General features: G+C 38.2%; 25 protein-coding genes and 1 riboswitch. Of the genes, 11 read left to right on the top strand and 14 right to left on the bottom strand.

Annotated features, from left to right (window positions below):
• The first annotated feature begins 219 nt into the window (after window positions 1–219).
• From P0077_RS18935 to P0077_RS18910, 6 genes are all read left to right on the top strand, one after another.
• The gene (locus P0077_RS18935) at window positions 220–1080 is read left to right on the top strand and encodes a porin family protein (protein WP_276166760.1); all 861 of its coding nucleotides are present in this window, start codon (window positions 220–222) and stop codon (window positions 1078–1080) included.
• A 334-nt stretch (window positions 1081–1414) separates the two neighbouring features.
• Window positions 1415–1510, top strand: a riboswitch (SAM-I-IV-variant riboswitch).
• A gap of 51 nt (window positions 1511–1561) precedes the next feature.
• Window positions 1562–2881, top strand: a complete 1320-nt coding sequence (locus P0077_RS18930) for a Na+/H+ antiporter NhaC family protein (RefSeq protein ID WP_276166758.1) — start codon at window positions 1562–1564, stop codon at window positions 2879–2881.
• Between the two features lie 152 nt (window positions 2882–3033).
• Window positions 3034–3411 carry a response regulator gene (locus P0077_RS18925; RefSeq protein ID WP_276166757.1) on the top strand — a complete coding sequence of 126 codons (378 nt, stop codon included), beginning with the start codon at window positions 3034–3036 and terminating at the stop codon, window positions 3409–3411.
• 275 nt (window positions 3412–3686) lie between these two features.
• Complete coding sequence (locus P0077_RS18920; RefSeq protein ID WP_194527275.1) at window positions 3687–4250, top strand: DUF4494 domain-containing protein; 564 nt, start codon at window positions 3687–3689, stop codon at window positions 4248–4250.
• 262 nt (window positions 4251–4512) lie between these two features.
• The gene (locus tag P0077_RS18915; RefSeq protein ID WP_194527276.1) at window positions 4513–5373 is read left to right on the top strand and encodes a sigma-70 family RNA polymerase sigma factor; all 861 of its coding nucleotides are present in this window, start codon (window positions 4513–4515) and stop codon (window positions 5371–5373) included.
• A gap of 192 nt (window positions 5374–5565) precedes the next feature.
• The gene (locus P0077_RS18910) at window positions 5566–7089 is read left to right on the top strand and encodes a sulfatase family protein (RefSeq protein ID WP_276166756.1); all 1524 of its coding nucleotides are present in this window, start codon (window positions 5566–5568) and stop codon (window positions 7087–7089) included.
• A gap of 139 nt (window positions 7090–7228) precedes the next feature.
• Here P0077_RS18910 and P0077_RS18905 read toward each other — a convergent pair whose 3' ends face one another.
• On the bottom strand, window positions 7229–8029 hold the full coding sequence (locus P0077_RS18905; RefSeq protein WP_276166755.1) for a DUF6503 family protein: 801 nt from the start codon (window positions 8027–8029) through the stop codon (window positions 7229–7231).
• A gap of 239 nt (window positions 8030–8268) precedes the next feature.
• Between P0077_RS18905 and P0077_RS18900 the strand changes: the two genes are divergently transcribed.
• Together P0077_RS18900 and P0077_RS18895 are read left to right on the top strand one after the other, a co-directional pair.
• On the top strand, window positions 8269–8961 hold the full coding sequence (locus P0077_RS18900) for a nitroreductase family protein (protein WP_276166754.1): 693 nt from the start codon (window positions 8269–8271) through the stop codon (window positions 8959–8961).
• 227 nt (window positions 8962–9188) lie between these two features.
• Window positions 9189–9551, top strand: coding sequence for a hypothetical protein (locus tag P0077_RS18895; protein WP_276166753.1), 363 nt, complete (start codon window positions 9189–9191; stop codon window positions 9549–9551).
• 67 nt (window positions 9552–9618) lie between these two features.
• Here P0077_RS18895 and P0077_RS18890 read toward each other — a convergent pair whose 3' ends face one another.
• The 6 genes from P0077_RS18890 to P0077_RS18865 form a co-directional block, all read right to left on the bottom strand.
• Complete coding sequence (locus tag P0077_RS18890; RefSeq protein ID WP_276166752.1) at window positions 9619–10875, bottom strand: aryl-sulfate sulfotransferase; 1257 nt, start codon at window positions 10873–10875, stop codon at window positions 9619–9621.
• A 308-nt stretch (window positions 10876–11183) separates the two neighbouring features.
• On the bottom strand, window positions 11184–12659 hold the full coding sequence (locus P0077_RS18885) for a T9SS type A sorting domain-containing protein (RefSeq protein WP_276166751.1): 1476 nt from the start codon (window positions 12657–12659) through the stop codon (window positions 11184–11186).
• 411 nt (window positions 12660–13070) lie between these two features.
• On the bottom strand, window positions 13071–13721 hold the full coding sequence (locus P0077_RS18880) for a dual OB domain-containing protein (protein ID WP_276166750.1): 651 nt from the start codon (window positions 13719–13721) through the stop codon (window positions 13071–13073).
• Window positions 13722–13727: 6 nt separating this feature from the next.
• Window positions 13728–14207, bottom strand: coding sequence for a DUF488 domain-containing protein (locus P0077_RS18875; RefSeq protein WP_276166749.1), 480 nt, complete (start codon window positions 14205–14207; stop codon window positions 13728–13730).
• A 4-nt stretch (window positions 14208–14211) separates the two neighbouring features.
• Window positions 14212–14757 carry a DUF488 domain-containing protein gene (locus P0077_RS18870; protein ID WP_276166748.1) on the bottom strand — a complete coding sequence of 182 codons (546 nt, stop codon included), beginning with the start codon at window positions 14755–14757 and terminating at the stop codon, window positions 14212–14214.
• A 194-nt stretch (window positions 14758–14951) separates the two neighbouring features.
• Window positions 14952–16166, bottom strand: coding sequence for a patatin-like phospholipase family protein (locus P0077_RS18865; RefSeq protein ID WP_276166747.1), 1215 nt, complete (start codon window positions 16164–16166; stop codon window positions 14952–14954).
• A 312-nt stretch (window positions 16167–16478) separates the two neighbouring features.
• Here P0077_RS18865 and P0077_RS18860 point away from each other — a divergent pair, with 312 nt between their 5' ends.
• Together P0077_RS18860 and P0077_RS18855 are read left to right on the top strand one after the other, a co-directional pair.
• Entirely contained in the window at window positions 16479–17381 is a 903-nt protein-coding gene (locus P0077_RS18860) for a DMT family transporter (RefSeq protein WP_276166746.1), read from the top strand.
• Between the two features lie 171 nt (window positions 17382–17552).
• Window positions 17553–18590, top strand: a complete 1038-nt coding sequence (locus tag P0077_RS18855; RefSeq protein WP_276166745.1) for an alpha/beta hydrolase family protein — start codon at window positions 17553–17555, stop codon at window positions 18588–18590.
• A 122-nt stretch (window positions 18591–18712) separates the two neighbouring features.
• Here the strand turns inward: P0077_RS18855 and P0077_RS18850 are convergent, their stop codons facing one another.
• Both P0077_RS18850 and P0077_RS18845 read right to left on the bottom strand, forming a co-directional pair.
• Complete coding sequence (locus P0077_RS18850) at window positions 18713–19276, bottom strand: PIN domain-containing protein (protein WP_276166744.1); 564 nt, start codon at window positions 19274–19276, stop codon at window positions 18713–18715.
• Complete coding sequence (locus tag P0077_RS18845; protein WP_276166743.1) at window positions 19266–19721, bottom strand: helix-turn-helix domain-containing protein; 456 nt, start codon at window positions 19719–19721, stop codon at window positions 19266–19268. The genes P0077_RS18850 and P0077_RS18845 overlap by 11 nt, the downstream gene beginning before the upstream one ends.
• A 225-nt stretch (window positions 19722–19946) precedes the next feature.
• Between P0077_RS18845 and P0077_RS18840 the strand changes: the two genes are divergently transcribed.
• On the top strand, window positions 19947–20558 hold the full coding sequence (locus tag P0077_RS18840) for a DEAD/DEAH box helicase (protein ID WP_276166742.1): 612 nt from the start codon (window positions 19947–19949) through the stop codon (window positions 20556–20558).
• A gap of 11 nt (window positions 20559–20569) precedes the next feature.
• Here P0077_RS18840 and P0077_RS18835 read toward each other — a convergent pair whose 3' ends face one another.
• From P0077_RS18835 to P0077_RS18815, 5 genes are all read right to left on the bottom strand, one after another.
• On the bottom strand, window positions 20570–22120 hold the full coding sequence (locus P0077_RS18835; RefSeq protein WP_276166741.1) for an SDR family oxidoreductase: 1551 nt from the start codon (window positions 22118–22120) through the stop codon (window positions 20570–20572).
• 217 nt (window positions 22121–22337) lie between these two features.
• Window positions 22338–22925 (bottom strand): DUF6515 family protein, encoded by a 588-nt coding sequence (locus tag P0077_RS18830; protein WP_276166740.1) that lies wholly within the window; start codon window positions 22923–22925, stop codon window positions 22338–22340.
• 235 nt (window positions 22926–23160) lie between these two features.
• Window positions 23161–23460, bottom strand: a complete 300-nt coding sequence (locus P0077_RS18825) for an EF-hand domain-containing protein (RefSeq protein ID WP_276166739.1) — start codon at window positions 23458–23460, stop codon at window positions 23161–23163.
• Between the two features lie 223 nt (window positions 23461–23683).
• Window positions 23684–23875: a cold-shock protein gene (locus P0077_RS18820; protein ID WP_194527301.1), complete on the bottom strand. Its 192-nt coding sequence runs from the start codon at window positions 23873–23875 to the stop codon at window positions 23684–23686.
• Window positions 23876–23973: 98 nt separating this feature from the next.
• Window positions 23974–25287 (bottom strand): DEAD/DEAH box helicase, encoded by a 1314-nt coding sequence (locus P0077_RS18815; RefSeq protein ID WP_276166738.1) that lies wholly within the window; start codon window positions 25285–25287, stop codon window positions 23974–23976.

The following is a 25287-nucleotide window of genomic DNA, read 5'->3' as shown; positions in this document are numbered from 1 at the left end:
GATGAAAATATAGAGTAACTTTTTGTAATTACAATCTGACATTTTATCGCGTCAATAATACTAATCAAAAGCGCTAATAATCGATTAAAACTTCATCGATCTTGCATAAAAGTGCTTAAAACAGGTAAATTTGACGCCAAAATTAATCAAGGCTTTTCATCAATTATGCTATGCCTTGTATGTCAATCATTTAATAAAATTTACAAGATATTATTCCTTATGAAACATTTATTTCTAATTGTCACTACGGTGCTTATTGGTAATTTAGCTAATGCACAACTTCAAGTTTCTGCAAGTTCTGGCTATGCCCTGGGAAGTGCTACTATGAAACTTGGAGAAAGGGTGAACGCTTCTGAAACGGAAAATACATATGGTAGTTATGGCGAGGGAGTCAATTTTCAAGTTAGGGGAACTTATTTTTTTGATGAATCCTTCGGTGTGGATTTAGGTATTGGATATTTGCACGGTACAGACCAAGATATCTCTATGGTAAATTTACCGGATACTGAAGTAGATGCTATTGCCAGAGCACGTGCTTTTGGTGCTTCGGCTTCCGTGGTATACAAGTTCACCAATAACATTTATGGTCGGTTTGGGGCCTTGATTAAATTAGGAGGGAAAACGGAAGGTGTGGTCTATCAAAAATCTGTTTTTTCCGAGGCTGAGGCGGATGCCTTGGGAGTTCCACAGGGTTCGTATTCAGAGACTAATTACAAAGAAGATTTTCACGGACATTTTCCTTTAGGTTTTGTGGGTGCACTCGGGTATCAATATGAACTAAATTCTAATTTTAGTGTTTTCGTAGAAGCGGAGTATTACGGTATCAGTCTGAAACGAAAAGACTCGGAACTATCTGCATTTCATACCGATGTTAAACTTCCCGATGGTTCGGTAGCTGTAAACGGACTATACACTTTAGAAAACCTACCTGACGGCGTTGTGAAAAAAACGGATTATGTAGATAATCTTTCAAATACCAATACTGACCCTTCCCAAGAACTATCTCAAAAAGTACCTTATTCTTCTTTTGGGCTGAATATTGGGGTTACCTATAAATTTAAGCGCACAGTTAAGCAATAACCATAGGCTTAACAGAAAAATTCTGAACTGACAACACCTATTAAAATCCTATTTTTAATAGGTGTTTTTATGTTGATTTACTTGAAAATCTTTTTCCATTTAAAAGCTAAATAGATAACTGCTCCCAATAGAAAAGAATCAAGAAAATAAGCCCCTGTTATCTGAAAAAATTCAAAATAGGTAAGCATGCTTATTAGAGAGCTTAATACCCAACTTATTAAAGCTGCAGGTTCTCATAAAGAGTGCTAAGTTCAAATACAGGGATTTAACTATGTTATAAAAAACAAAAATTGACCTCCCGTCTCTTTTAAGTTCACTAATTTTGCGCCCTTAAAATTAATATCAAGAATCTCAAATTGAGATAGCAACCTGCATTAACGAGCAAGGTGCTAAAATGATAAGCCAATACCTTGGAAAAAACGTTATATCCTTCCTATTGTATTTGCCATTGCTCTATTTGTTATTCTGCAAACATAAATTTATGACTCAGGTTAAGGCTGTGGTTGCAAACTACAAGGCACTATTTCCATTTTTAGTATTTGTTGCTGTCTTTTTAGGTGCGGGTATCTATCAAAATGATTTTTATGCCCTCCCCGCTCCTATTGCGGTAATTGCAGGAATCCTTGTGGCATTCATGATGTTCAGGCAGCCCATGAATTCTAAAATAGGTATTCTTCTAAAGGGATGTGGTGACGATAAAATACTCACCATGTGCCTAATTTATTTATTGGCGGGCGCCTTTGCCGCCATTACCAAAGCTATGGGTAGCGTTGATGCTATTGTTCATTTAGGATTGGATATTATTAGTCAGGAGTATATTTATGTGGGCGTATTCGTTATCGCCGCTTTTTTATCCATTTCTACCGGAACCTCCGTGGGTGCTATTGTTGCATTGGCCCCAATTGTTATCGGTTTCGCAGATACGGGAGACTTTGCGTTATCTATTTTATGTGGAGCATTGTTGGGGGGTGCAATGTTTGGGGATAACCTTTCCGTAATTTCAGATACGACCATTGCCGCTACCCAATCGCTAGAAGTTAAAATGAGCGATAAATTTAAAGCCAACATAAAAATAGCGTTACCAGCGGCCATAGTTAGTATGGCTATTCTTATCTATCAAGGCTTATCACTCAATAGCCAAGGCATGGAAATGGAAACTTTCACCTATTCCATTCTTAAAATAGCGCCCTATTTAATTGTAATTATTTTATCCGTAGTTGGTATCAATGTATTTGTTACCTTGGTATTGGGTGTGATCTCGGCTGGAATATTAGGTGTTCTTTATGGCGATTTCTCAATACTCGAATTCACGAGAATAGTCTATACCGGTTTTACGAATATGACCGAAATATTCTTATTATCCCTGTTAACAGGAGGTTTAGCTGCTTTAGTGACATATAACGGAGGAATTGAATTTATTCTTACCAAGATCAAAACATTCATTAAAAGTAAAAGAACAGCTCAATTTGGTATTGCAGCTTTAGTATCGAGTATCAATACAGCAATTGCGAACAATACCGTATCCATTATCATTTCTGGACCCATTGCTAAATCCATTACCGATGAATACTCCTTAGAAAACAAACAAACTGCCTCAATTTTAGATATTTACGCCTGTATAACCCAAGGACTGTTGCCTTACGGAGCCCAGGCTTTAATGATTTTGAGCTTTGCCAGTGGAAAAATCACCTATTTAGATTTGGTTGGCAATACGTGGTATTTATTACTATTGTTGGTGTCTAGTGTACTATTCATAGGCTTCAAGAAGGCTAGTAAAAGCATAAATTCCATCAAAATCTAAAAATAGTAGTAACTGTTTCGTTTACTCTTATTACGTAGAACTCATGAAGGTTGAAGTGTAATATGGACATGTAAAGATACTTTCACTCCTTTCGTCCAAATTAATTTTTCCTAATACTACAACGAGCTACTTTTCTAGCAAATTAGATATTTATGAAACTTGAAATAGTTATTGTGGACGATTCCGTTGTATGGTTGTCCTTAGCTGAAAAGCTTGCCAAAACCCATCCTTTAGTGCGCAGTGTAACTACTTTTGAAGATTCATATGATGCTTGGATACATATTCAAATTTCAAAACCACAGGTGGTATTATCGGATATAGAAATGCCAGGAATGGACGGACTGTCTTTTCTTGAAATGTTCGGTAACCGAATGCCTTTTATATCTAGTTCTACCAAACAAAGCTTTGAAGATATAGCAAGAGAACTTGGGTGTGTAGATTTTATTAGCAAACCCTATACAAAAAATGAATTTCACAAATCGATAGATTTGGTCTACAAACAGATACATGGGAGAACTGCCGCCTCCTAAAAATACATAATCCGCTTTTCTTTTAATACAGCTAATTAGCCCAACAATCACTTTATACATAGGGCTTCATTCGTATTTGTTTAAACACTTGTTTAGAGCCTCTTAATTTGGACAACAAACTTTTCGTTCAATTAAAATCAGGCACTACAAAAACCATAACTGACTTAGTATGTGACCAGTATATCTTTACATATGAAATTGTGAATATCTATTGCTAATTATGACTTCCCGCCCTAAAGCATAATCTTATATTTGGCACCCCTAAAACAATAGTTATGAGTGCAACGTGGTATGAATGCAAAGTAAAATATAGAAAGCTTGATGAAACATCGGGCACACAAAAAGTAAAAACAGAACCTTTTTTGGTAGATGCCATTTCGTATACCGAGGCGGAAAGTAGAATAACCGAAGAAATGTCCGTTTACTTAAGTGATACCGATGAAATTAAGATTACCAATATAAAAGTGGCAAACTACGCAGAGATCCACCCTTTTGAGAATTCTGACCGCTGGTTTAAGTCTAGAGTATCTTTAATCGCTTTTGATGAGGAAAGTGGTAAGGAGCGTAAAACGAATCAATACCTATTGGTACAGGCAAATGATGTAAAAGAAGCGTATGACAATACGGTTGGCGTTATGAAGGATACCATGGGCGAGTATACCATACCTGCCATTTCAGAATCCCCAATTATGGATGTATTCCCTTATTTTTCTGGTGAGGAAGATGAACTGGAGCGCTTGGAGAAATTCAATGCGTTAAAAGATTCTGTTCCCGTAAATCTTGAAATGGACGAAAAACTGGAAATGGCCGATGTGCTAGCAGAAAGTGAAGAAGAGTAGTTCTCTAAAAATACACATTAAAAAAGGCTGTCCAAACATCTGTTAGACAGCCTTTTTTATGTTTGGACATTTCGTTTTCATAGTTGATTTTCCTGTTTATACGCGTAAGTTGCCCTTTCTCTATTTTGGTTTCAATTTAAGTGGTCGAATCGATGTAAAATTGAAAATTCTTTGAAAAATTTTTAAACAATTCGGATAATCATTAGGATTATTGCAATAAATCCCGTATTATAAGATAACAAATTAAAAATAAAATAAATATATGAGGCAATTGAAAATCACGAAACAAATTACGAACAGAGACACTAAATCCTTAGAAAAGTACTTTCAAGAAATATCTAAAATTGATTTGATCACCCCAGAGGAAGAAGTGGAACTAACAAGAAAAATTCGTGAAGGAGATGATGTTGCCCTTAATAGATTAGTAAATGCCAATCTACGATTTGTAGTTTCTACGGCAAAACAATACCAAGGAAGCGGATTACGACTTTCTGACCTGATCAATGAAGGTAATATTGGGTTGGTAAAAGCAGCCAAACGTTTTGATGAAACCAGAGGGTTTAAATTTATCTCCTATGCCGTATGGTGGATCAGACAATCCATATTACAGGCCATTTCCAATCACTCGCGAATGGTACGGATACCGCTGAACAAAATAAGCGAAATCAGTAAAATCAATAAGGTGCATTCTTCTTTGGAACAAAGGCACCAAAGACCTCCTAGCGCCATAGAAATCGCCAAGGAATTAGATATGAATGCCGCTCAAGTGAAATTCGCTATGAAAAATTCTGGAAAGCATTTATCTATGGATGCCCCTTTTCAAGAAGGAGAATCTTCTAGTTTATATGACGTTATTCAATCTAAAGACGCAACTAGCCCTGATGCTAATATGATGGTCGATTCCCTTAGAACCGATCTAGACCATATTTTAAATACACTCCCGGACAGAGAAAGTGCCATCATTAAGTTATACTATGGCATTGGAGAACGCAGCCCAAGAAGTTTAAGTGAAATTGGTGAACTTTTTGATATTACAAGAGAACGGGTAAGACAAATAAGGGAGAAATCGATTCGTATGCTCAGAAATAGGTCTCAGAACGAAATTTTAAAAGCATATCTGTAAACATACAACTTTACATAATTACAAAAGCCGACTTTTAACGAGTCGGCTTTTGTTTTGTAAACATTGGGTGTACTGTTTTACCCATACCTAATCGGACAAGTATTACGTGTCTATTTTACAATTATTCTTTTTCAACGTACTTTGTGCCAACAAATTATATTACATTCGTGATTTAACCAACCACCATCACCCATGAATCACAGTCTGTACGTTTTATATATATCTTTTTTTTGTTTACCCATTCTACTATTCGGTCAGGAGGGAAAATCGGAAAACACAACTGCCCAAAAACCAAATATTGTTCTCATTATTGCCGATGATGTAAACTGGGATGATATTGGCCCTTATGGTAACAAAAATATCAGAACTACCAATTTGGACCAACTGGCAAAAGATGGAATGCTATTTACAGATGCCTTTTTAACTACAAGCTCCTGTAGCCCCAGTAGAACCAGTATTATTTCTGGTCTCTACCCCCATAACACCGATGCAGAACAGTTGGCATGGCCTCTGCCCGAGGAGAAAAGGACCTTTGTTCAGGAATTAAAAAACACAGGATATTGGACCGGTTTGGCCGGAAAATATCATCTAGGCGAAGCCGTTACCGACGATTTTGATGTGTTGTTGGAAATGCAATGGAACGATAATATTGGCCTAAAGGGATTGGATAGAAGATTAGTTGGCGACGGTAGTGGTTGTGATGAATGGATCAAACTCCTACAACAAAGACCAAAAGACACGCCCTTTTTTACGTGGTTAGCTTCTTATGATGCGCACAGGCCTTTTTACGAAGGTATAACGGATAATCCGCATGCGCCCGAAGATGTGATTTTACCCCCTTATGTACCAAATACGGACGGAGTTAAAAAGGACTTTGCTTTATACTATGACGAAATTTCTAGAATGGACGCGTACATTGGCAAAGTGGTCGCGGAACTGGAGGCTCAAAATGTGGCCGACAACACCATTATCCTCTTTATTTCGGATAACGGGAGAGCTTTCCCAAGAGATAAAACTACCTTATACGAAGGCGGTATAAAAACACCATGGATTATAAAATGGCCTGCAAAAATTAAAGGCGGACAAACCAATACGGAATTGGTGAGCTCCGTGGATATAGCACCAACTTTTATGCAAATGGCAGGATTAGAGCCTTTACAGGAGTTTGATGGCCTTAGCTTTATGCCATTATTGGAAAACAAAGAAGTAGCCATTCACGATGAAATATATGCGGAAGACCATTTTCATGATTTTGAAGATTATACCAGAGCAGTACGCACCAAGCAATATAAGTACATAAAGAATTACTATTCGGATTTGCCGAATACGCCTTCAGCGGATATTATAAGAGGGCTTGGCTGGCAAAGTATGCTTGAAGAAAAGAAAAAAGGAACTTTAAACGAGGCTCAGCTTAAATGTTTTACCACACCCAGAGATACAGATGAGCTTTTTGACATTGTCGCAGATTCGTACGAGCTGAACAATCTAGCAAGCAATCCTGAATACAGCAGTATACTGAAAGACATGAAATCTAGATTAGAAAAAATAAGAACCGCAACCAATGATGTGCTTCCTTCGGAAAGAACTCCGGATGATTTCTTTAGGGAAACAGGTTTGCCTACCAAATATCGCATACGTCCAAGACCTTCTAAAGCGGTATATATGAAAGCCCGAGCAGAAGGTGAAGTTTTGGTAAATCCTGATTTTATGGAGTAGTTCTATTATTTTGAATGCTCAGGTTGCAGAATTTTTTATGCCGTGAAAACGACTTATTACTGCCGGAAAGACAGAGAATTGACCCCATAAAAAAGCCCAATCATAGATTGGGCTTTTTACAATTTATATTGGTGTGATTCTATTTCAAAAGAAAATCTTCTTTCTTAAAACCATTATTGAATCTTATATCCGTCATAGTGTATTCACCACTTTTTACATAACCCCCTTCTTTATTGGGCATATAACTTTCACGTACCGTAGATAATAAAACACCATCTACTGTTTCGTAAGTCAAGGTCATTTTTAAAATGGGTTGGTTGATACCAAATGCGGGTAACGAAAAGAAAAACTGATCTACCAAATGTGTTTCTGGATTGAAATACAGAATATATTCATCGTTTTGCTCTTTTTTGGTCACATCGGCATTGTAAGTCAAGCTTACTTTGTCATAGGTAACATCACCCACTTTTTCGGTGCCAAGGTATTTATAGTTCGTACCTGGATTCGTCAATTTATACATCATTGCAAACCAGTAAAAATTCACCTTACGCAAGAAAACCGTTCCTCCAAGTGCTTTTGGGTCGGTAATACTTTTACCATCTAATGTTAGGGCCGGTTGGTTATCTACTAGCGATTGTACCGCTACTCCTTCTTGTTTGGGCAGTAAATTAATTTCATGTTGGTCATACGAACCCCAAGACTGTTCACCATTAAAAATATAACGTTCGGTGGAGACATCTTTACCTTTGTCAAAGTTGTCATACACATAGTGGTATTCCACATCTTTTTTAGCGGCCAAAGTTCCGTAACCCCCATTCACTTCTTCCAAAGCATCCAGTAACTCGGTTACTTTAGCCTCAGATTCCTGAGCATTTACCGTACCTACAGCTACAAAAGCCATTAAAGTTCCGGCTAATACGTTTTTAAGTTTTGAATTCATCTTTCTTTGTTAAGTATTGTGTTTTTAATTGAGCATTAGTCTGTGACATGTACAAACCTTACAGGAAATAGATTTTTTAATGCGAATCACCTCCATAACATCCTTATGGTGATGTTTCTGCCTAGAACCGAATCCAATTAAAAGCGCGTTGGTTTCGCTACTTTCTCCTTCAAAAACGGATTCACGAAAAAGCAATATCTTTGATATTCCTATTCCGTAACCAAATAGCACCCAAAACTATGGACACTAAACCGCATATTTTAGTCAACGGACACACACATGTACGCTACCAAGAGAACATACTGTCCCAAAAAGAATTACTGAAACAAAGCCAGGCGCTTTATTTTCATTTGAACAAAAGAAGATCCGTTCGGGAATACGCAGATACTCCTGTTCCCAAAGAAGTGATTGAAACCTTGATTAAAACGGCTTCTACGGCACCCTCGGGAGCACACAAACAACCTTGGACGTTCTGTGCGGTTTCCAACCCTGCATTAAAATCAAAAATAAGAGAGGCGGCCGAAGCTGAAGAAAAAGAGAGCTACGAAAGTAGAATGAGCGAAAGATGGAAAAAGGACCTAGAACCTCTGGGTACGGATATGCATAAACCTTTTCTAGAAATTGCCCCGTGGCTTATTATCGTGTTTAAAAAAGTTCATGATATAGATGAGAAGGGTGAAAAAACAAACAACTATTACGTAAATGAATCGGTAGGTATTGCTTGTGGCATGCTTATTACCGCAATACATAAAGCCGGTCTGGTTACATTGACCCACACCCCTAGCCCTATGAATTTTCTTGCCAAGTTATTGAACAGGCCCAGTAATGAACGGGCCTATTTACTGCTACCCGTAGGGTATCCAAAATCACCCACCTACGTTCCGGATATTAAAAGAAAGCCGTTAGATGAAGTTGCGGAGTTCTATGAGTAAACTACCTCGGGGCAAGCCCACGAGGCATTAAAAGGAATACACTTTGATTTCGAGGCAAGCCTCGGAGCATTTAATCTCGATTATCGAGTAATGTCTGAAGGTTCTATAAGCCGCTTGTAAAAGTGTCACTATTTTTACGGAATGAGCCCGCAGAAGTGGCAACGAACGTCTATTTTCCGTGATATCCATTAACAGCAAGTTTGGATACATCACCTTAAACCGGAAATATGACAAAAGACGATTTATTAGGAAAAGAGATGAGCAACCTCTACGCCATCGCAAAACAGGTCAACCACTATTTTAACGGGAGCGATATCAGCTTTCTCAAGACGAGAGTACAAAACCTACTGAGTAATTACGTAAAGTTTAGCTGTACGCATGAAGAACAGACCGCAGAAATGCTCAGAAATCTTCAGGTAAACCCTGGTAACACTATAGATTCCATTGTGAATGAAATGACCGAAAACTTGGATGAAATCGTCAAAAGCGACCTTAGTGATTCCGTAAAACAGTTGAGCTACGAACTATCTTTAAACCGACTAATTTCCTACCATAAAGCCAATATTGAAAATATTGAGCACTTATTGTAAACAAAAAAACTCCGATATTTCTATCGGAGCCGTTCAACATTAACCCGCTAAAGTCAAATAATTATTTTTACAATCCCAAGGCTGTTATAGCCTCATCGTCTACCGGAAAGGCATAAGCTCGCCATGGCCTTCTTATATCCGTCGTCTGCCATAGAACATCACCGTTATTGTTTACCTCCCAAATAGTACCATCACCTTCCGCTATTAAAGTATTGCCATTGCTCATACGTACGGCACCCCCAATAGATAAATTATATAGATCCGGGTCCGTGAACTCCCAAGTTACCGTAGGCTCGTTATCTTGCCCTGCAACTAGTTGGTAGGGCGGACTTAATTGATATTCCACCACTGCAGATTGCCCGTTATATAGGTTATTGGCAAAAACCAGCATTTTGTTGTCATCAAAAAGGTTCGGGTAATGTACCCGGTTTAACGTAACATCCCCAACGTTATCATACGCTAGCGGATTTCCAAAGCGATATACCAAATCCCCACCTAGATTATAATTGCCTCCTTCGCTCGTAGCCGCTTCTTCAGTAGTAGTACTATGGTCTATGACCCAAACTTCACTATAATAATTGACCGTTACATACAAAAGGTCATTGGTTTCGTCTAAAGTTAGCCCGTTAGCATGGGTAATATCACCGTCATTCTGAGTGCTATTATAATTGATGTCAATTTTATTCGGATAATCCGCCACAACTCCATAATTATCAAGATTGCTATCATAATCCTGAATTACATGATCGGTAAAATGCCATTCCCAAACCACTTCTTGGGTCAACGGATTCATTTCAATTACGGCATCAGGGTAAATATCAAAATTACCTGAAAAGCCCATTTGAGCGGCATCGTCCGAATCTACCTTTTCCCATATTAAGAAAATAATATTACCGTTGGAAAGGTAGTTTACATCATGGTGCGAAATATAGGAATCACTAGAATAGGTAAACTCCCAATCCGTGGTCTGATCCGCATTTATTTTTATGAATTTACCGCCATAACCCCCAAAATTAATCCGTGGGTTAGTAGCTGCTTGGATAGCCACCAGACTACCATCACTCTGCAATTCGGCATCATCTCCCAAGCCATTAATTGCCCATTCAAACAAAGTTTCGCCATCATGGTTGATCAATTCTACCCCATCATCTGGATCTACCGCTAATATGTATGAATTTGTGTCTATGCCACTGTTATCATCATCTATAATTTCTTCATCTTCCACTACACTTAAAGCGTCTATATCATCACTACTACAACTAGTTAAGACAATCAAAAATACATATGAAAATGATAAGCCAATTCTACTTTTTAATTTGTTCATGGTCAAAATTTTAGGAGTATATTAGATAACGGCCATAGCCCTATCGTTAGATACCGTTGTATTATTTGATGGTAAATATAGGGTGAGGTTACATTGTAAAATGGGGTAATCAGTGAAGGGATACTACTAATCAGTAAACAGGGGAATGTAAGCCGTAAGTGAATTTGCGGTCAGAAGAAAAAGTTGTTTTTTGGTAAAAATAAAAGGTAGTTATGCGACTTTTGGTGCAGGATGGTGGAGAAAACACCTTAAACCCCGACCCTAAAATTTAGGGTTTTAAGGTTCGCTTTTAGAAAGTTGATATCAGCTTAATCTACTTTTAGCACCTTTTCGGTGTGTACGGTGAACTTAGCAACATTTCGCACGGAAACCACATACATTCCTGCAGATAAACTACTCATATCAAAAGGATAAGAAGGCTCACTTGTAGTAATACTTTTAACCTGTTTTCCGTTCATATCGGTGATTTGAATGACCGATTCCGAAACCATTCCCTCAATATTAAGAATGTCAGAAGTGGGGTTCGGATACATAGTTACCTCTACATTTTCTAGGATTTCATTTTCGGAAATACTGCCATTGGTATTATAAACGGCCACAACTGGTGGTCTTGAGTAGGTACCTTGTTCCATGTCGCCACTTTGTATGGTCAAATAGAGGTTTCCGGTGCTAGGGTCAAAACTACCGCCACCAATACCTTTATTTCCGGTTTCTTGAAAAGGGGACTCAAAGAAGCCATGATCATAGGGCATTACCTCATATGCTTTTAACGTTCCGTTTTTTACGGCCATTAAATCGTTCATATCCCACAGCCAGTAGTATTGATACCTATCACTAGCCACAGGTGGGCAATAACCGCCACATAAGTTACCATTGTCTTGGGTACACTTGTAGCATACACCACTTTCGTGCCCGCCACTATTGCCTAGGGTCAAATACGTTCGGGTTCCGGGTACGATAAAACTGTAAGTGGCCCTGGATAGGTGCGTCCAGATATTGTTGGTTTTAGATTCGTTGCTCAAATCCTTGTTCAAGGGGTTGGATAAACTAAAGTCTAACAAAGTAGTGGTTTCTATGGATGTTACCGCGTTCAAAGCATCACTCATTTCAAAGGAAAATGCAGACGGTCCCACACTGGCCCTGGATATAATGGGGATTCCACTGGACTGACCCGTAATATGTGAACCTTCCAATGCTTTTTTCCATGCTTCCGGTACTGGGGAAATCCATCCAGAAGTATGGCCGGCACCGCCTTTAAAACTATAGTAACCACTAACTGGGGAAGTTTCAATGGCATTGGCATCCTCAATGATTACCGTAGTCATGGTATTATCTGCCGGGGCATCATAATATTCATAACCGTTCACGATAAGTTTGGCCTGTCCGCCATGGTTTACATAATACATCCCTCCTACACTATTGATTTTCTGAGGGTTTCCGTCATTTGTTTTCGTTAATACGGAACTAAAAACCTGAATGGGCGTTTCTACTATATTCAATTCTGAAAGGGTTTCGCTCTTTACGATTTCTGGAATCGCATATTCCGCTATGGCCTGGTGGTGCGAATGACCAACAATATAAAGGGAATGGTTTTCATAATTATAGGCAATGGGTCCTTGATTGTAGTTGAGGTTGGAAACACCATTGGAATGTGAACTGATACGAAATGCACCTTCATAGGTCAATTGAGGCATTGAAAATAAAGGAAGTTCTTCTGGACTTTGACCGAACATTGGGAAAACGGACATGACTAGGAACATCCAAATAATGGATAAAAACTTCATGGTAGGTTGTTTTTGGGGACGATATTTCAATTTACGTACATGCTTCAATAGAGCTTTAATCTAACGTAAACTTCAAGCAAATGTTGCTGTATAAATTTGATTTTGAATATAGTTTAGAAGGGATGCCCCAGAAGTCCGGTGGTATAAATTTACCCGAAAACCAACCGCAAAAAATAGTAGTGTAAATCTAAAAATAAAGGCATAGGCTTACATTTAGTATACCTAAAGCCAAGAATACCTCAAAAACAAGGTTTGTTGTTTTTGCCTTCTTGTTGTACGTAATGGGTTGATGCAGTGGAAGTTATTGAATTGTGGTGGAAGATTGACAGCATGAAGAAAATACCATAATATTTTAATAACGCTTCGTAATCAATTGTCAGATAAATAAAAGAAAATTATTACTATTCTTTTTTAGTACCAACCGGATATTTGAAGATAACAACCGTGAGGGGCATTGTATTTTTCAAGTTTATAGCGCGGAGGCCACCATTTAGCTAAAGAAACTCTAATTAGAGTGCCCTTAGGTATTAATTTTGGAGGTTTTTCAAAACCAACCCATTTTAAACTTTTTTCGGATTCAAAAATTCCTAGAGTTTTATATTTATAAAAGTATCTTTCCTTATGTAATATCAAATCTTTGTCACTAACCCAAAAACCAACACTATATTTTGGAAATTCATCTTGTGTTTCAGCCAAATACCCACTACCATTTTTTAACCAGCTTAAACAACCGTCAAACAATTTATCTATGTGACCTTCCCAAATTTCAACCCCTGATTCTTTTATAAAAGAATCAAGGTCATCTATTTGTTCAATTTTAGTTTTTTTACCAATAAAAACATCCTCTATATGAGGTGCTTTAGTGTAAGGTGATATTTTAATATCAATATCCCAAATATCACCAATGTTCAATGGTGTATCCAAAAATTGATACCATCCTTCAGGTTTCTTAATTCCCCCAGGATTGAGGAGCCTAACGAAACTTTTATTTTCCAAATTTAAGCCACCAACGCAAGCATGTTTTGAGCCATATCTTGTTTTTGAAGTAATTAAAATACGCATATTTACCTACAAATCAATGAATTCAAGTTTGTACTCATCTTCTATTTTTTGAGCAACCAAACTACGATGACAAGCCTTTGGACGTTCTTCAACACAAAACAGCACAATATTTTCTGCATTGTTAGTTTTCATTGAATCAAAAAATTTTAAAAAATTGAATCTACTTATAACTTCGGCTTTATAGTGACTCTTGAAAACGGGACCTAACTCTTCACGGTTTCTTTTAAATATATTATTTTTTATATCAGCTTCTTTTTGTTTGTCTCTTATTTCTTTTGTCGGAGCTAACTCTAATATATGCTGATAATTAATATTTAAGTCTTTTAGCCTTCTCTGTAATTTTATGCTATTGACAAATGAATATTTGGCCCCACGAACACCACGCCTTTGCCGAATATCACAAAACGTGTCAATGTTATTATTAATTAACTTGCCAAAAAATTCTTCCTCACTTGAATTGTAAACACCAATAGTATAAAAATTCATAGAACTAAAAATAAGTATTTCTCGAAGTAAAATCTTTTTCTCCGAAGAGGTCATTTGTTCCAAATCCTTGAGTAAGGATTTTAATAACTTCCTCCTGAGATTTTATTCCATTAGAAGTTATATGTTGAACAGATATTTCATGGTTTAATAGTTCCTGACCAATTAACTTGCACCTATGGCATTCTTCAGGTTTCGATTCACTACACATTAAGGCGATTCGCATTTTTTCTTTGTTCGCATCAACTAATAAACGAATACCTTCTTTAAAGAACTTTTTAGTCCTTATTTTGGCATAATCAACCTTTCCTTCTGTGTAACATGTTTTATCTTTAGGAAGCCCTCCGAGATGTTCCCCTAAAAATTCATATGTTATATTGTTTTCAGGCAAGTCTCTCTCAAGCCATGTTTTATTGAAATGAAAATTAAACCTAGACATAGGATTAGACCTTACATCTAAGAGAAATTCAATTTGATGTTTTTTTAGTTCATCTATTAAATCTTCAAATTTCTTATTGCCATGACCGATAGAATAAATTGTTGACTCCCTCATTTCTCAAATTTAGAATATTAAACTTAGCTGTCAAAACTCATTTGACATATATTCTAGACAATTAACACCACGAAAAAGAGAACTTTAAGTCTTAATTATTACGAGATAAAATTAAAAACTAAAATTCATATTTTTTTACAGTTTTCTGTAATCAGCATAAAAAAAAATATTACTGAACTCAGTTAAAATTAGATTTACTCCCCTATTTCCCAACTAACCCACCTATCCATCCCATCCTGATACCACCTATCCCCAGAAATAAACAACAAATCATTGTTTCTCTCGACCTCAAATTCTACGGGCTGGTTATAGATTTTTCCGGCTTTCCAAGCCTCAAAACATTGTAGAAGCAAGTCTATCTGTGCGTCTTTGGTCAGGTCCATATCCAGCTCATAGAGTTGTTTTATAAGCGGTACGGCATCCGTAGCAAGTTTGTCGTCATAATGAACAAGTGGGGATAACCGTATGAGGCTATCGTTCAAATCTTTGCCCGTAGCGGCTTTAAAGAACATCATGGCCATATAATTAGCAGTGTCCGGTGGTTGGTATAAAATGGTCTTGGCCTGGTTAAAAACGGTTTCCATAAAGAAACTGAGCTGCGGTTTAAATTTGTGGATAGCCCATTTCTTTCTTCGGTATTGTAGGGTGTCCAGTTTCCAATTCCAGAACTGTTCTTTTTTATCCGTAGACATTAAAGGGTTACTGGTCCCCAAGGAGACTATCTTAATGTCCTTTAGGGCAATACCTAATTTATAGGCCTCTATGATGCCGGCTAAAATAGGATTGTTAAAACCACCGAGGGCGCCATCCCAGAGTTCAAAAAACACCCCGCTTTCCTGCGCTTTAAACCGTGCCGGAAAATCAAAATACTGCACTGGCGCATTGGAAGAACCGTTAATGGCCTGGGTTAATCGCACCGAGTCATATCGCGAAGGCGTTAACGCATAGGATTTAAAAAACTTTGCTCGGTTGTTGAGTGCATCATAGGTACAGACCACAATTTTCAGCGATTCCTTGCCAATGATTTTTGGCAGTTCGTTCATCTGCACCTTATCCACTTCGGGAAACAGGTATTCAAAAGCCTCTTTTTTCTTGGTTGCGCTATATTTGGGTCCAAAGCCAATACCAACGAACCGTAGATAATCCACCGGAAAAAAGCGGTCCCAGAAGGCATTCTTACAAAATATGCGTTCTCGGTTTTCTTTCTCCTTGAACAGGCTAATGGCTTTATCAATGGAATAATTCTCTGCCAAGGCCGCCAAAACAATACTTCCCCCGGAATTGGCAATCACCAAGTCAAACTTACGGAGTACCTCATGGCCATCCATATTTCCGTAGCGGTCCCTAAGGGTAAGCAATTGAATTATGGCCCAACTGCCGCCACCGTCTAACGATAAGATTTTATACATGTTTGGTCAGGTTCTTTGAAGTACTGTCTTGGAGCTGCTAAATATATAAAATTTAATACGTAAACGATTACAGAAATACGTAATAGCCCCTAAGATCGTACGGGCAAACCTATGGCACCAAAACAGCATTTTAGACTGATGATATTTTACTCGATAATCGAGATTAAATGTTCCGAGGCTTGCCTCGAAATCCAAGTGTATTCCTTTTAATGCCTTGTGGGCTTGCCCCGAGGTAGTTTACTTTCCCTTTTGAGAAATACGGCTTTTTACATGCGGAACATACCCTAAAAAACCAATATCTTCGCGCCCGTTATGTGGATGTATCTTGGGCTTCTTGCCGCTTTATTCTTAGGGTTTCACAACCTGCTTAAAAAACATGCCGTTCAGGGCAACGAGGTGTTTCCGGTGCTTTTGGGCACCATTTCTTCGGGCTTTCTGTTGTTGCTGCCCTGTTATTTGGGTTCCCTTTGGTTTCCCACTAAAATGCTTGACTTGCAACTGTTCGTTACCGATATTCCCTTAAAGACTCACGGATACATATTTATAAAGTCCGCTATCATGGCGGCCTCTTGGTTATTGGCGTACCAAGCGCTAAAGCATCTGCCCATTACCATTGTGACGCCCATACGGTCTGCCGGTCCGTTTTTTACTTTTATCGGCGCCATTACCATTTACCAAGAAAAGCCCAACGGCTGGCAGTGGATAGGATTCTTTCTGATCATATTTTCGGTGCTGCTGTATTCCAGAATCGGCAAGAAAGAAGGTATTCATTTTAAAAGCAACAAATGGATATTCGCTATTATCGGAGCTACTTTTTTAGGGGCTTCCAGTGGACTGTACGATAAATTCCTGATCCAGAACCTTACGTTGAACCCACAGACGCTGCAATTCTGGTTTTGTTTCTATACCATTCTTATTCTGTTGGTAATCCTGAGCATCACCTGGTTTCCACATGCGGAGAAGCGCAAGGCGTTCAAGTGGCGCTGGTCCATTCCTCTAGTGGGTATGCTCCTGCAAATAGCCGATTACTTTTATTTTAAGGCCTTGCAAGACCCTGATGCGTTGATTATGCTGCTTTCCGCCATAAAACGCAGCCAGATTATCATTGCCGTAGTGGTAGGCGGACTCATCTTTAAAGAACAGAACAAACGCAAGAAGCTAGTACCGCTGGCCGGTATTTTAATCGGGGTGTTTTTGATTTTGTATTCGGAGTGAGGTTGTAATGAACAGGCAATCTATTAGCCTTTAGTATTTCCCATTTGCTGATTAGTTTGAACAGTATTTTCAAAAGGACCCAAACCCTTAAGGTAGAGAAAGGTCAAATTTTAAAATACTGTAACAAACGTCTGTTAGTTTCGTCTTTAAAGCGAAACGAATGACCAACTCATGAGAAATACACCACTACTTATCTTCATTGTACTTCTAATTACTTCTTGTAGTCCACAAAATGAAAAAACATATAGCATAGGTCAAAAATCAGTAACCTTTGTAGATCAATCTAGAGATAGACCTTTACCGGCTGAAATATGGTTCCCTACTTTAAATACTATAATTCATAAAGAGCCAAAAGAGAATCCAAAGGAACTTTTTAAGACCATAGAAACAGTTGCGAATGCCACTATTCCTGATGAAAAATTCCCGTTACTGATTATCTCTCACGGAACTGGAGGGAATCGGTTTTCACTGACTTGGTTCATAGCAGAAATGGTAAAAGAAGGCTACGTAGTCGTTTCACTGGACCACTACGGGAATTCTACTTTCAACAAAATACCCAGGGAATTCGTAAAATGGTGGGAAAGGGCCATAGATGTTCAATATGTGCTGACCGAAGTTCTAAAAGACACCGAAATCGGGACAAAAATAGATACGAGTAGAATTGGTGGCGTTGGTTTTTCCTTGGGTGGTTACACCAATATCGCTTTGGCAGGCGGCTATGTTGACAGAACCATAACCGCAGATGAAAAACCCGAAGAACGGGAAATGCCAGCGGAATTCCCGGACACGGATGAAATTATAGATTATGAAAATGATAGCCTTATTGTTTCGTCATACAACCAATACCGTAATCTAGTAAAAGATGATAGGATAAAGGCCTTTTTTGTAATGGCTCCGGCCATAGGATTCGGCTTTCATTCCAAAGAGCAGACCCATAAAATTACAGCTCCAATTTATATAGTTGCCGGAAAGGGAGATTCAGTAGCACCTGTAGGTACCAATGCCGAAAAGTACCATAAATTAATTAACACCAGTAAAATGTATCTTTTTGATGAAAACGTAGGACATTATGTGTTTTTAAATGAATCTACGACCTTAGGAAAGGATATAGTACCAGCAATAGCCGTTGACCACCCCAGTGTCAACAGAAAAAACATCCATGACAAAACATTGCAATTGGCATTGGGTTTTTTCAATAGTTCGTTGTGATGGTTTTAGTTATTTTTCACTTGATAGTGAAAAAATAATTACAAATTTCTCTAGATTTTATCTTAAAACGAAATGAATGGTAGTTTGATTACCCGTAGATTTTAAATGAACTTTATTATTAATCAAAGTTGTGAGTGCAAGAAGTCAGCAGTACCTTTCAAACCCCTATTTCTTAGAATATCTAAAACTTCAAATTCATCTAAATCAGGATTTCGTCGGTATAACACCATCTCCTTAAATGCTTTTGTCGCTTCCTCAGGATTTAAGTCAATAATATCCGTAAGAAAATCATCCGCGGTCTTAGCGGAAAGACCAAAAGAGGATAAATATTCTTTCGGAAAATCTTTTATATTATTCGTTACTATAATGTTAGCATTCGTCTTAATAGCTGCAGCAAGTACGTGACAATCTTTTTTGTCGGGTAATTCCAATCCCGAAATTAACCCCGAGTAGTTCGATACAAAAGCATCTGGAAATGCCAAATTAGCCCTGTTCATACGCTTTAAAATTTCTTCTTCAGAAACTCCTTTTCTTTTCATTACATCCGCCCATTCGTGAAAAATATGTTCACTCCATTTAGGAGTATATAAATCATAATGAGCAAACCAAAAAAGCAAATCCCTAATCTCAATAGGATAAATAACATTTGTATCTAAGACACAGATAAAGCGAACACTATGTATCATATAATCCAGTTTCCTCGTCCGCTTTCATAATTTGGATAATGTGGCTTTTCTGCGCTTCCTTCATTTTGCTTTTGTACCTCATTACATCCTCAAATTTTACTCTTCGATGCTTTCCAACCTTCGTGAAATCTATTTTTCCATTCTCTAAAAGCTTAACAAAGTGAGGTCTTGAACATCCTAAAATTTCAGCAGCTTTTTGAGTTGTAACTTCCGTAGCTATTGGCACTAACGAAAATGGCTTCCCTTTGCTCATTGCTTCTAGTATATCTCCTAAAAGTTTCAATGCACTTAATGGAATTTTTATTCTTTCCTGAGTTTCATCTATCTCAATTTCCGGGTTGTTGGACTTTAATTCCCTGATTACGGAAGATAGAGCGTCATATGATTGAATAGCAATCTTTTGCTCCTCTTTTGTGGCTTTATTAACGTTATTATATGTTTCCATTTGGTCTAACTGTTTTTTATGATACAATAATAAACGAAATAAACGAAACAATCTTGCATGTAAAACGTTAAATTTCAAAAGTAGTTGATTCATAATATTGAAGTTAACGCAAAACCACGCTAAAAATAAGTTCCTGCACAAATTTCACTTTCCCCAGTAGTTGTTCCTATCTTTGCATTTTAGGATCCGTTTGATTTAGAACCACAATTTTAGTAGAAACAGCATATGCCATTTAGAAAATTACACCCGCACTTATTAGAAAATTTAGAGCGTTTGGAAATAGAAACGCCAACGCCATTTCAAAAAAGTAGCATTCCGGTGATTAAGAGTGGTATCAATGTCTTTGCTTTTGCTAAAAAAGGAAGCGGAAAAACCACCGCGTTAGTCCTGACTACTTTACAGAAGCTAAAATGCGAAGCCGTGGGCGATGCGCCAAGAGCCGTAGTTCTAGTAGAAAATAAAGAAAGAGTTCTAGAACTCTACGATGCTTTTGCCGAATACACCAAATACAGTACGGTACGACTTTATGCCAGTTACGAACAACTGCATATAGACGTTCAGAAGTCCGAAATATACATGGGCGTAGATGTTTTGATCACCACACCTAAAACACTTCATAACTTATTTTTGACCAACGGCGTGAGTATTTCCGAATTAAAAATCGTTAGCGTAGACGATGCAGAATTCCTTTCCAACAAAAAGGAGTCTACAGGCCTTATTGCAATGGCAGCCAGTATAAAGAAGAGTCAGTTTGTACTTTATGCCGAAAAACCACACCCACAATTGGAGCGTCTAAAGAGTCATTTTATGGAGCACTCTAGAACTGTAAAAGCATAATTGTAAGCTTATTACCAAGAAATAGGGAAGTAATCCTTTAGGAACTTTCCACACCAGTGTTTTCCGGTATTGATACCATCAAAAAGCGGGTCCACTACCCTTGCGGCACCATCTACAATATCTAACGGTGGTTGAAAATCGTGAACTTCCTGTTTTCTTTTGGCCAGTTCTGCAGGGTCCTCATCCGTTACCCAGCCGGTATCCACCGCGTTCATGTATATGCCGTATTTCGCCAAATCGCCAGAAGCGGTATGCGTAAGCATATTCAAGGCCGCTTTTGCCATATTGGTATGCGGATGACGTGATTCTTTAAAAAACCGATGGAACTTGCCTTCCATGGCCGTTACGTTAATGATATGCTTCTGCCCCGTATTTTCCTTTTTCATGACTTCTGAAAGTCGGTTGCACAATACAAAGGGAGCCACGGAGTTTACGAGTTGTACTTCTACCATTTCGGTGGTTTCAATGGCACCGAGTTTTAAGCGCCAGCTGTTGGTTTTACGTAAATCTACTTGCTGCAAATCGGCATCCAACTGACTTTCAGGAAACACTTCCTGAGTAACCAGACTGGCATCAAAACTATAGGGAATCTGGGATAGTTTAGCCGAGGACCGTAACCCGATACCAGGTTCCGGACCGTGCCAAGAAACCGGCATATTCTTATTGGAGGATGCTGTGGATGTCAATGTGGTCAATTCTTCCAAACAGCTTCTATGATCCTTTAAAACCCCTTGGGCAAACTCAGGCAAGGACTCAAAAGACCTTTCCTCATTTGGCATGAGATGCGCATAAAAACCTGCGGGACGACGTACCGTTTGTGCTGCGTTATTGATGAGAATATCCAATTTCTCATAATTCTGCTCTATATAATTACAAAAAATCTCCACACTGGGAATATGCCGTAAATCCAGTCCGTGTATTTTAAGTCGGTGGCCCCATTCCATAAAATCTTCCTCTTGGGAAAAACGCAAAGCGGAATCCACAGGAAAACGTGTGGTAGCAATAACCGTTGCGCCACCACGCAATAACATGAGAGAAATATGATATCCGATTTTAAGTCGAGAACCCGTAATAACGGCCACTTGGCCTTTTACATCCGCAGTTTGGAAACGTTTGGCATAATTAAGGTCGCCACATTCCGTACACATGGTATCATAAAAATGGTGCAGCTTGGTAAATTTGGCCTTGCAAACATAGCAGTCACGAGGAGATTCCAGTTCCCCCATTTCCTTTTGAGCCAGGTCTGAAGCACCCAATAATTTTGGAGCTACGAATACCGAGGATTCACGTGCGTAGCGTATTCCCGTCTCGGCACGCGCACTTTTATCTTTGGCAGCCTGCTTTCGTTTTGCCGCTTTTTTAGCATCTTTTTTACGTCGAGAAAATTCTTCCCGGCTTGGTCTAGACAATTGTCCGGAAGCCTTTATTAAAGCGGTTCGTTGCGCTTTAGGAATTTCAAATATCTGATTGGTGTCCGCTACCAATCGCTCTAGAACAGCAATGGCTTGTTTTACCTCGTCTAAAGAAACCTCCTGATTATCATCCAATTCTTCACTCTTCATGCTGCCTATTTTTATCCGTAGTAAACCACGACCCGATCACATTTTATGCCGCGCGAAATTACACCTTTATTCGCTTTGCATTATGTAAATCTGTCGTTTTATTTCAATCTTGAACAGAAGGTTAATAAATGACTTTCATCCGAAAGCAAACCTATACCAAACAAAAAAGCGCTTACCAAAAATGGTAAACGCTTGCTTCTTGTGGAAATCTAAATTATTACATATCAATAATCCCAACTACTTCATACGCTCTAGTACCATCTACCTGCACTTTTTCATATAAAATATTAGCGTACTCGTAATACGTTTGACCGTCAATCGTTACTCTTTCATAATCATCTGGCAGTTCGTAGACTATAGTGCCTACTTCTGGTTCCACTACTTCATATTCATTACCGACTTCGGAATAAAAAATACCACCAAAATTGAAATACACATGATTGTTGAAACGAACTCTGTGATGCCCTGTTGGCAAAGTGCTAATTCTAAATCCGATTTTAGGAGCTATGGGAATATAACGGCCCCTAGAAGAGGTATAATATCTGTTATTTGCATAGTAATAATCCTGACCTTGGTATTTTACGACCCGCTTATTTGGAACCGTTCGTACGGAAACCACTTTCTTTCTAGGTGTTTTATAAACTACCTTTTTACTTGACACCCGGTTAGGCGTACTTTTCGTTACCGTTCGTGTTGTTGTAGTCGTTGTTTTTGTGGAACGCTTCCTAGTTTGGGCCGTACCCGCAAAAATGAATCCTATTAATAACAATGGTAACACAAAGTATGTTTTAGTATTTGTTTTCATGATTTCTAAATTTTAAAAGGTTAAACTTTCATTTATACTATCACTTCTTGGACTGCAATTTTCAAGCCTGGTTTAATGAAAAAGGCTGCTTTTCATCGAAAACTAGACGAGCAAATATTTTTTATCTACCAACTTGCAGATTTTATAGATGGAAAATTGCCCTATTTTAAGAGTTATGAGCAGCAAAAAAGGCGTACACCCAAGTGCACGCCTTTTATTTCCTAAAAACGGTGGTCTAGTTCAACAAGGCAAGTATACCTTGCAGTTCCGTAAGGTTAAGGTTTGAATCGTTATCCGTATCCAAGGTGTCAAAATTTTCAGAAACGGAACCAATGGCTTCTGTGGAGCTAATGGCGTCATTATTATTCGTATCCAACAAACTGAATAAGCTTGCTACTTGTTGAACCGTAGAATTTGAGCTCAATGACCCTAATAATGAGGCCGCTTGTGAAGCGGTGGAGGTATCCATATTTTTTACGCTGTTACAGCTTGCTAATGTTGCTACAAGAACGAATGATGCTACTACTTTTTTCATGGTTTTGTGTTTTATAAAATTTAAACGTAAAATTAATCTTAATCAGTGATTATTAGAAGGCTTATATACGAAAACAGCATATGCATCTATATACCAGTTGAAAGTATAGACGAAACCGATTATAAAACCGTAAAGCCATCCTATGAGTTATAAAATTTATTTTCCACAAAAAAAGCCCATCTAAATAGATGGGCTTCTTGTAAAACTTAAAGTATATATAGAATTATAATACTGTTACGTTTACTGCGTTTAGGCCTTTTTTACCTTCTTGTAGATCAAATTCAACTTCATCGCCTTCACGAATTTCGTCTACTAAACCTGAAACGTGTACAAAATGATCTTTCTCAACACCTTCTTCAGTGATAAAACCAAAACCTTTAGTATCGTTGAAAAACTTTACTGTTCCTTTACTCATTGTAATGTAATTAAAAATTTATAATGCTAATTGAGGGGCAAAGATGACTCCATTTTTTTGACATTCAACATTTTAATTGAATTATTTACAACGAATTTTTATAATACGCTTACACGAACTTTTTTATTCTTTAATCTAGAGTTGTTCAGCTTCTGTATCATTTGGTTCGCCAAGGACACCGGTACGGCCACAAAAGCACAATCTTGCTTGAGTTCAATGACGCCCAATTGGTCTCTTTTTAAACCACCTTGCTTAAAGAAGAGTCCCGCAATATCACCCTTTGAAATTTTATCCTTTCTCCCACCGGATATAAATAAAGTTTCCCAATACGGTGGTTTCCTCACCCCTTTTTGTGATATGTCTACCGGTTCTACATCTTTGATGAATTCAGGAACATATTCCGTTTTGGATTGTAGAACGTATGCCGTTCCTTTGGCATTGACCCGAGCTGTCCTCCCATTACGGTGGGTAAATTCTTCTACGGCCCTGGGCAGTTCATAATGAATAATATATTTCATTTCTGGAATATCGATTCCCCTGGCCGCTAAATCCGTTGCAATCATTACCTGACATGTGCCATTTCTGAACTTTATCAATGAACGCTCACGATCACGTTGCTCCATTCCCCCAGAAAAACAGGTGTGATCGATACGGTTTTTATCTAAAAAAGTACTCACGCGTTCTATGCTATCCTTATAATTACAAAAAATAATCCCTGGCTGGTTCCCAATATGGAACAATAAATCTACCAGCGTCTGTAGCTTATCCTTATCAGGAGAGATTACGGTTCTAATCGCTAATCTAGATTTCCTTTTCGTATCCAAATAATCAATAAAAGCTGGCTTATCCAACCGAACGAAATTAGGAATTTCAACCCCTTGAGTAGCGGAAGTAAGAATCCGCTTTTCAAGATTTGGCAACTGATTAATGATTTCACTCATTTCACCTTCAAAACCGGTTTCCAGCGATTTATCAAATTCATCGAGCACCAAGGTCTTGATATCAGATTTAGTAAAACGGTCACCTCCAAAATGATCCGCAATTCTACCGGGTGTACCGATTAAAATAGCGGGAGTATGTTTTAATTCTATTTTATCTTTGGAGATAGGTCTGCCGCCATACACTGCATTCACCTTAAAACCAGAACCCATCTCACGCACCACCTGTTCAATCTGAATGGCCAATTCTCGGGAAGGCACCAGAATCAATCCTTGCACTTCACTACACTCAGCATCCAGCGTTTCTAAAAGCGGTAATAAGAACGCCAAGGTTTTACCTGTACCCGTTGGAGAAAGTAGCACGGTATTTGCGTTTTTGCCAATAACTTCCAATGCTTCTTCTTGCATAGGGTTCAGTGCCTCAATGCCCATTTTCCGTAAAATATCCTCTTGTGTACGAATGTCGTTGGCCAT

The organism is Zobellia alginiliquefaciens (assembly GCF_029323795.1).
In the GTDB taxonomy this organism is placed as follows: domain Bacteria; phylum Bacteroidota; class Bacteroidia; order Flavobacteriales; family Flavobacteriaceae; genus Zobellia; species Zobellia alginiliquefaciens.
The sequence above is the reverse complement of the archived record's forward strand: the minus strand, read 5'-3'. Positions and strand labels throughout refer to the sequence as shown.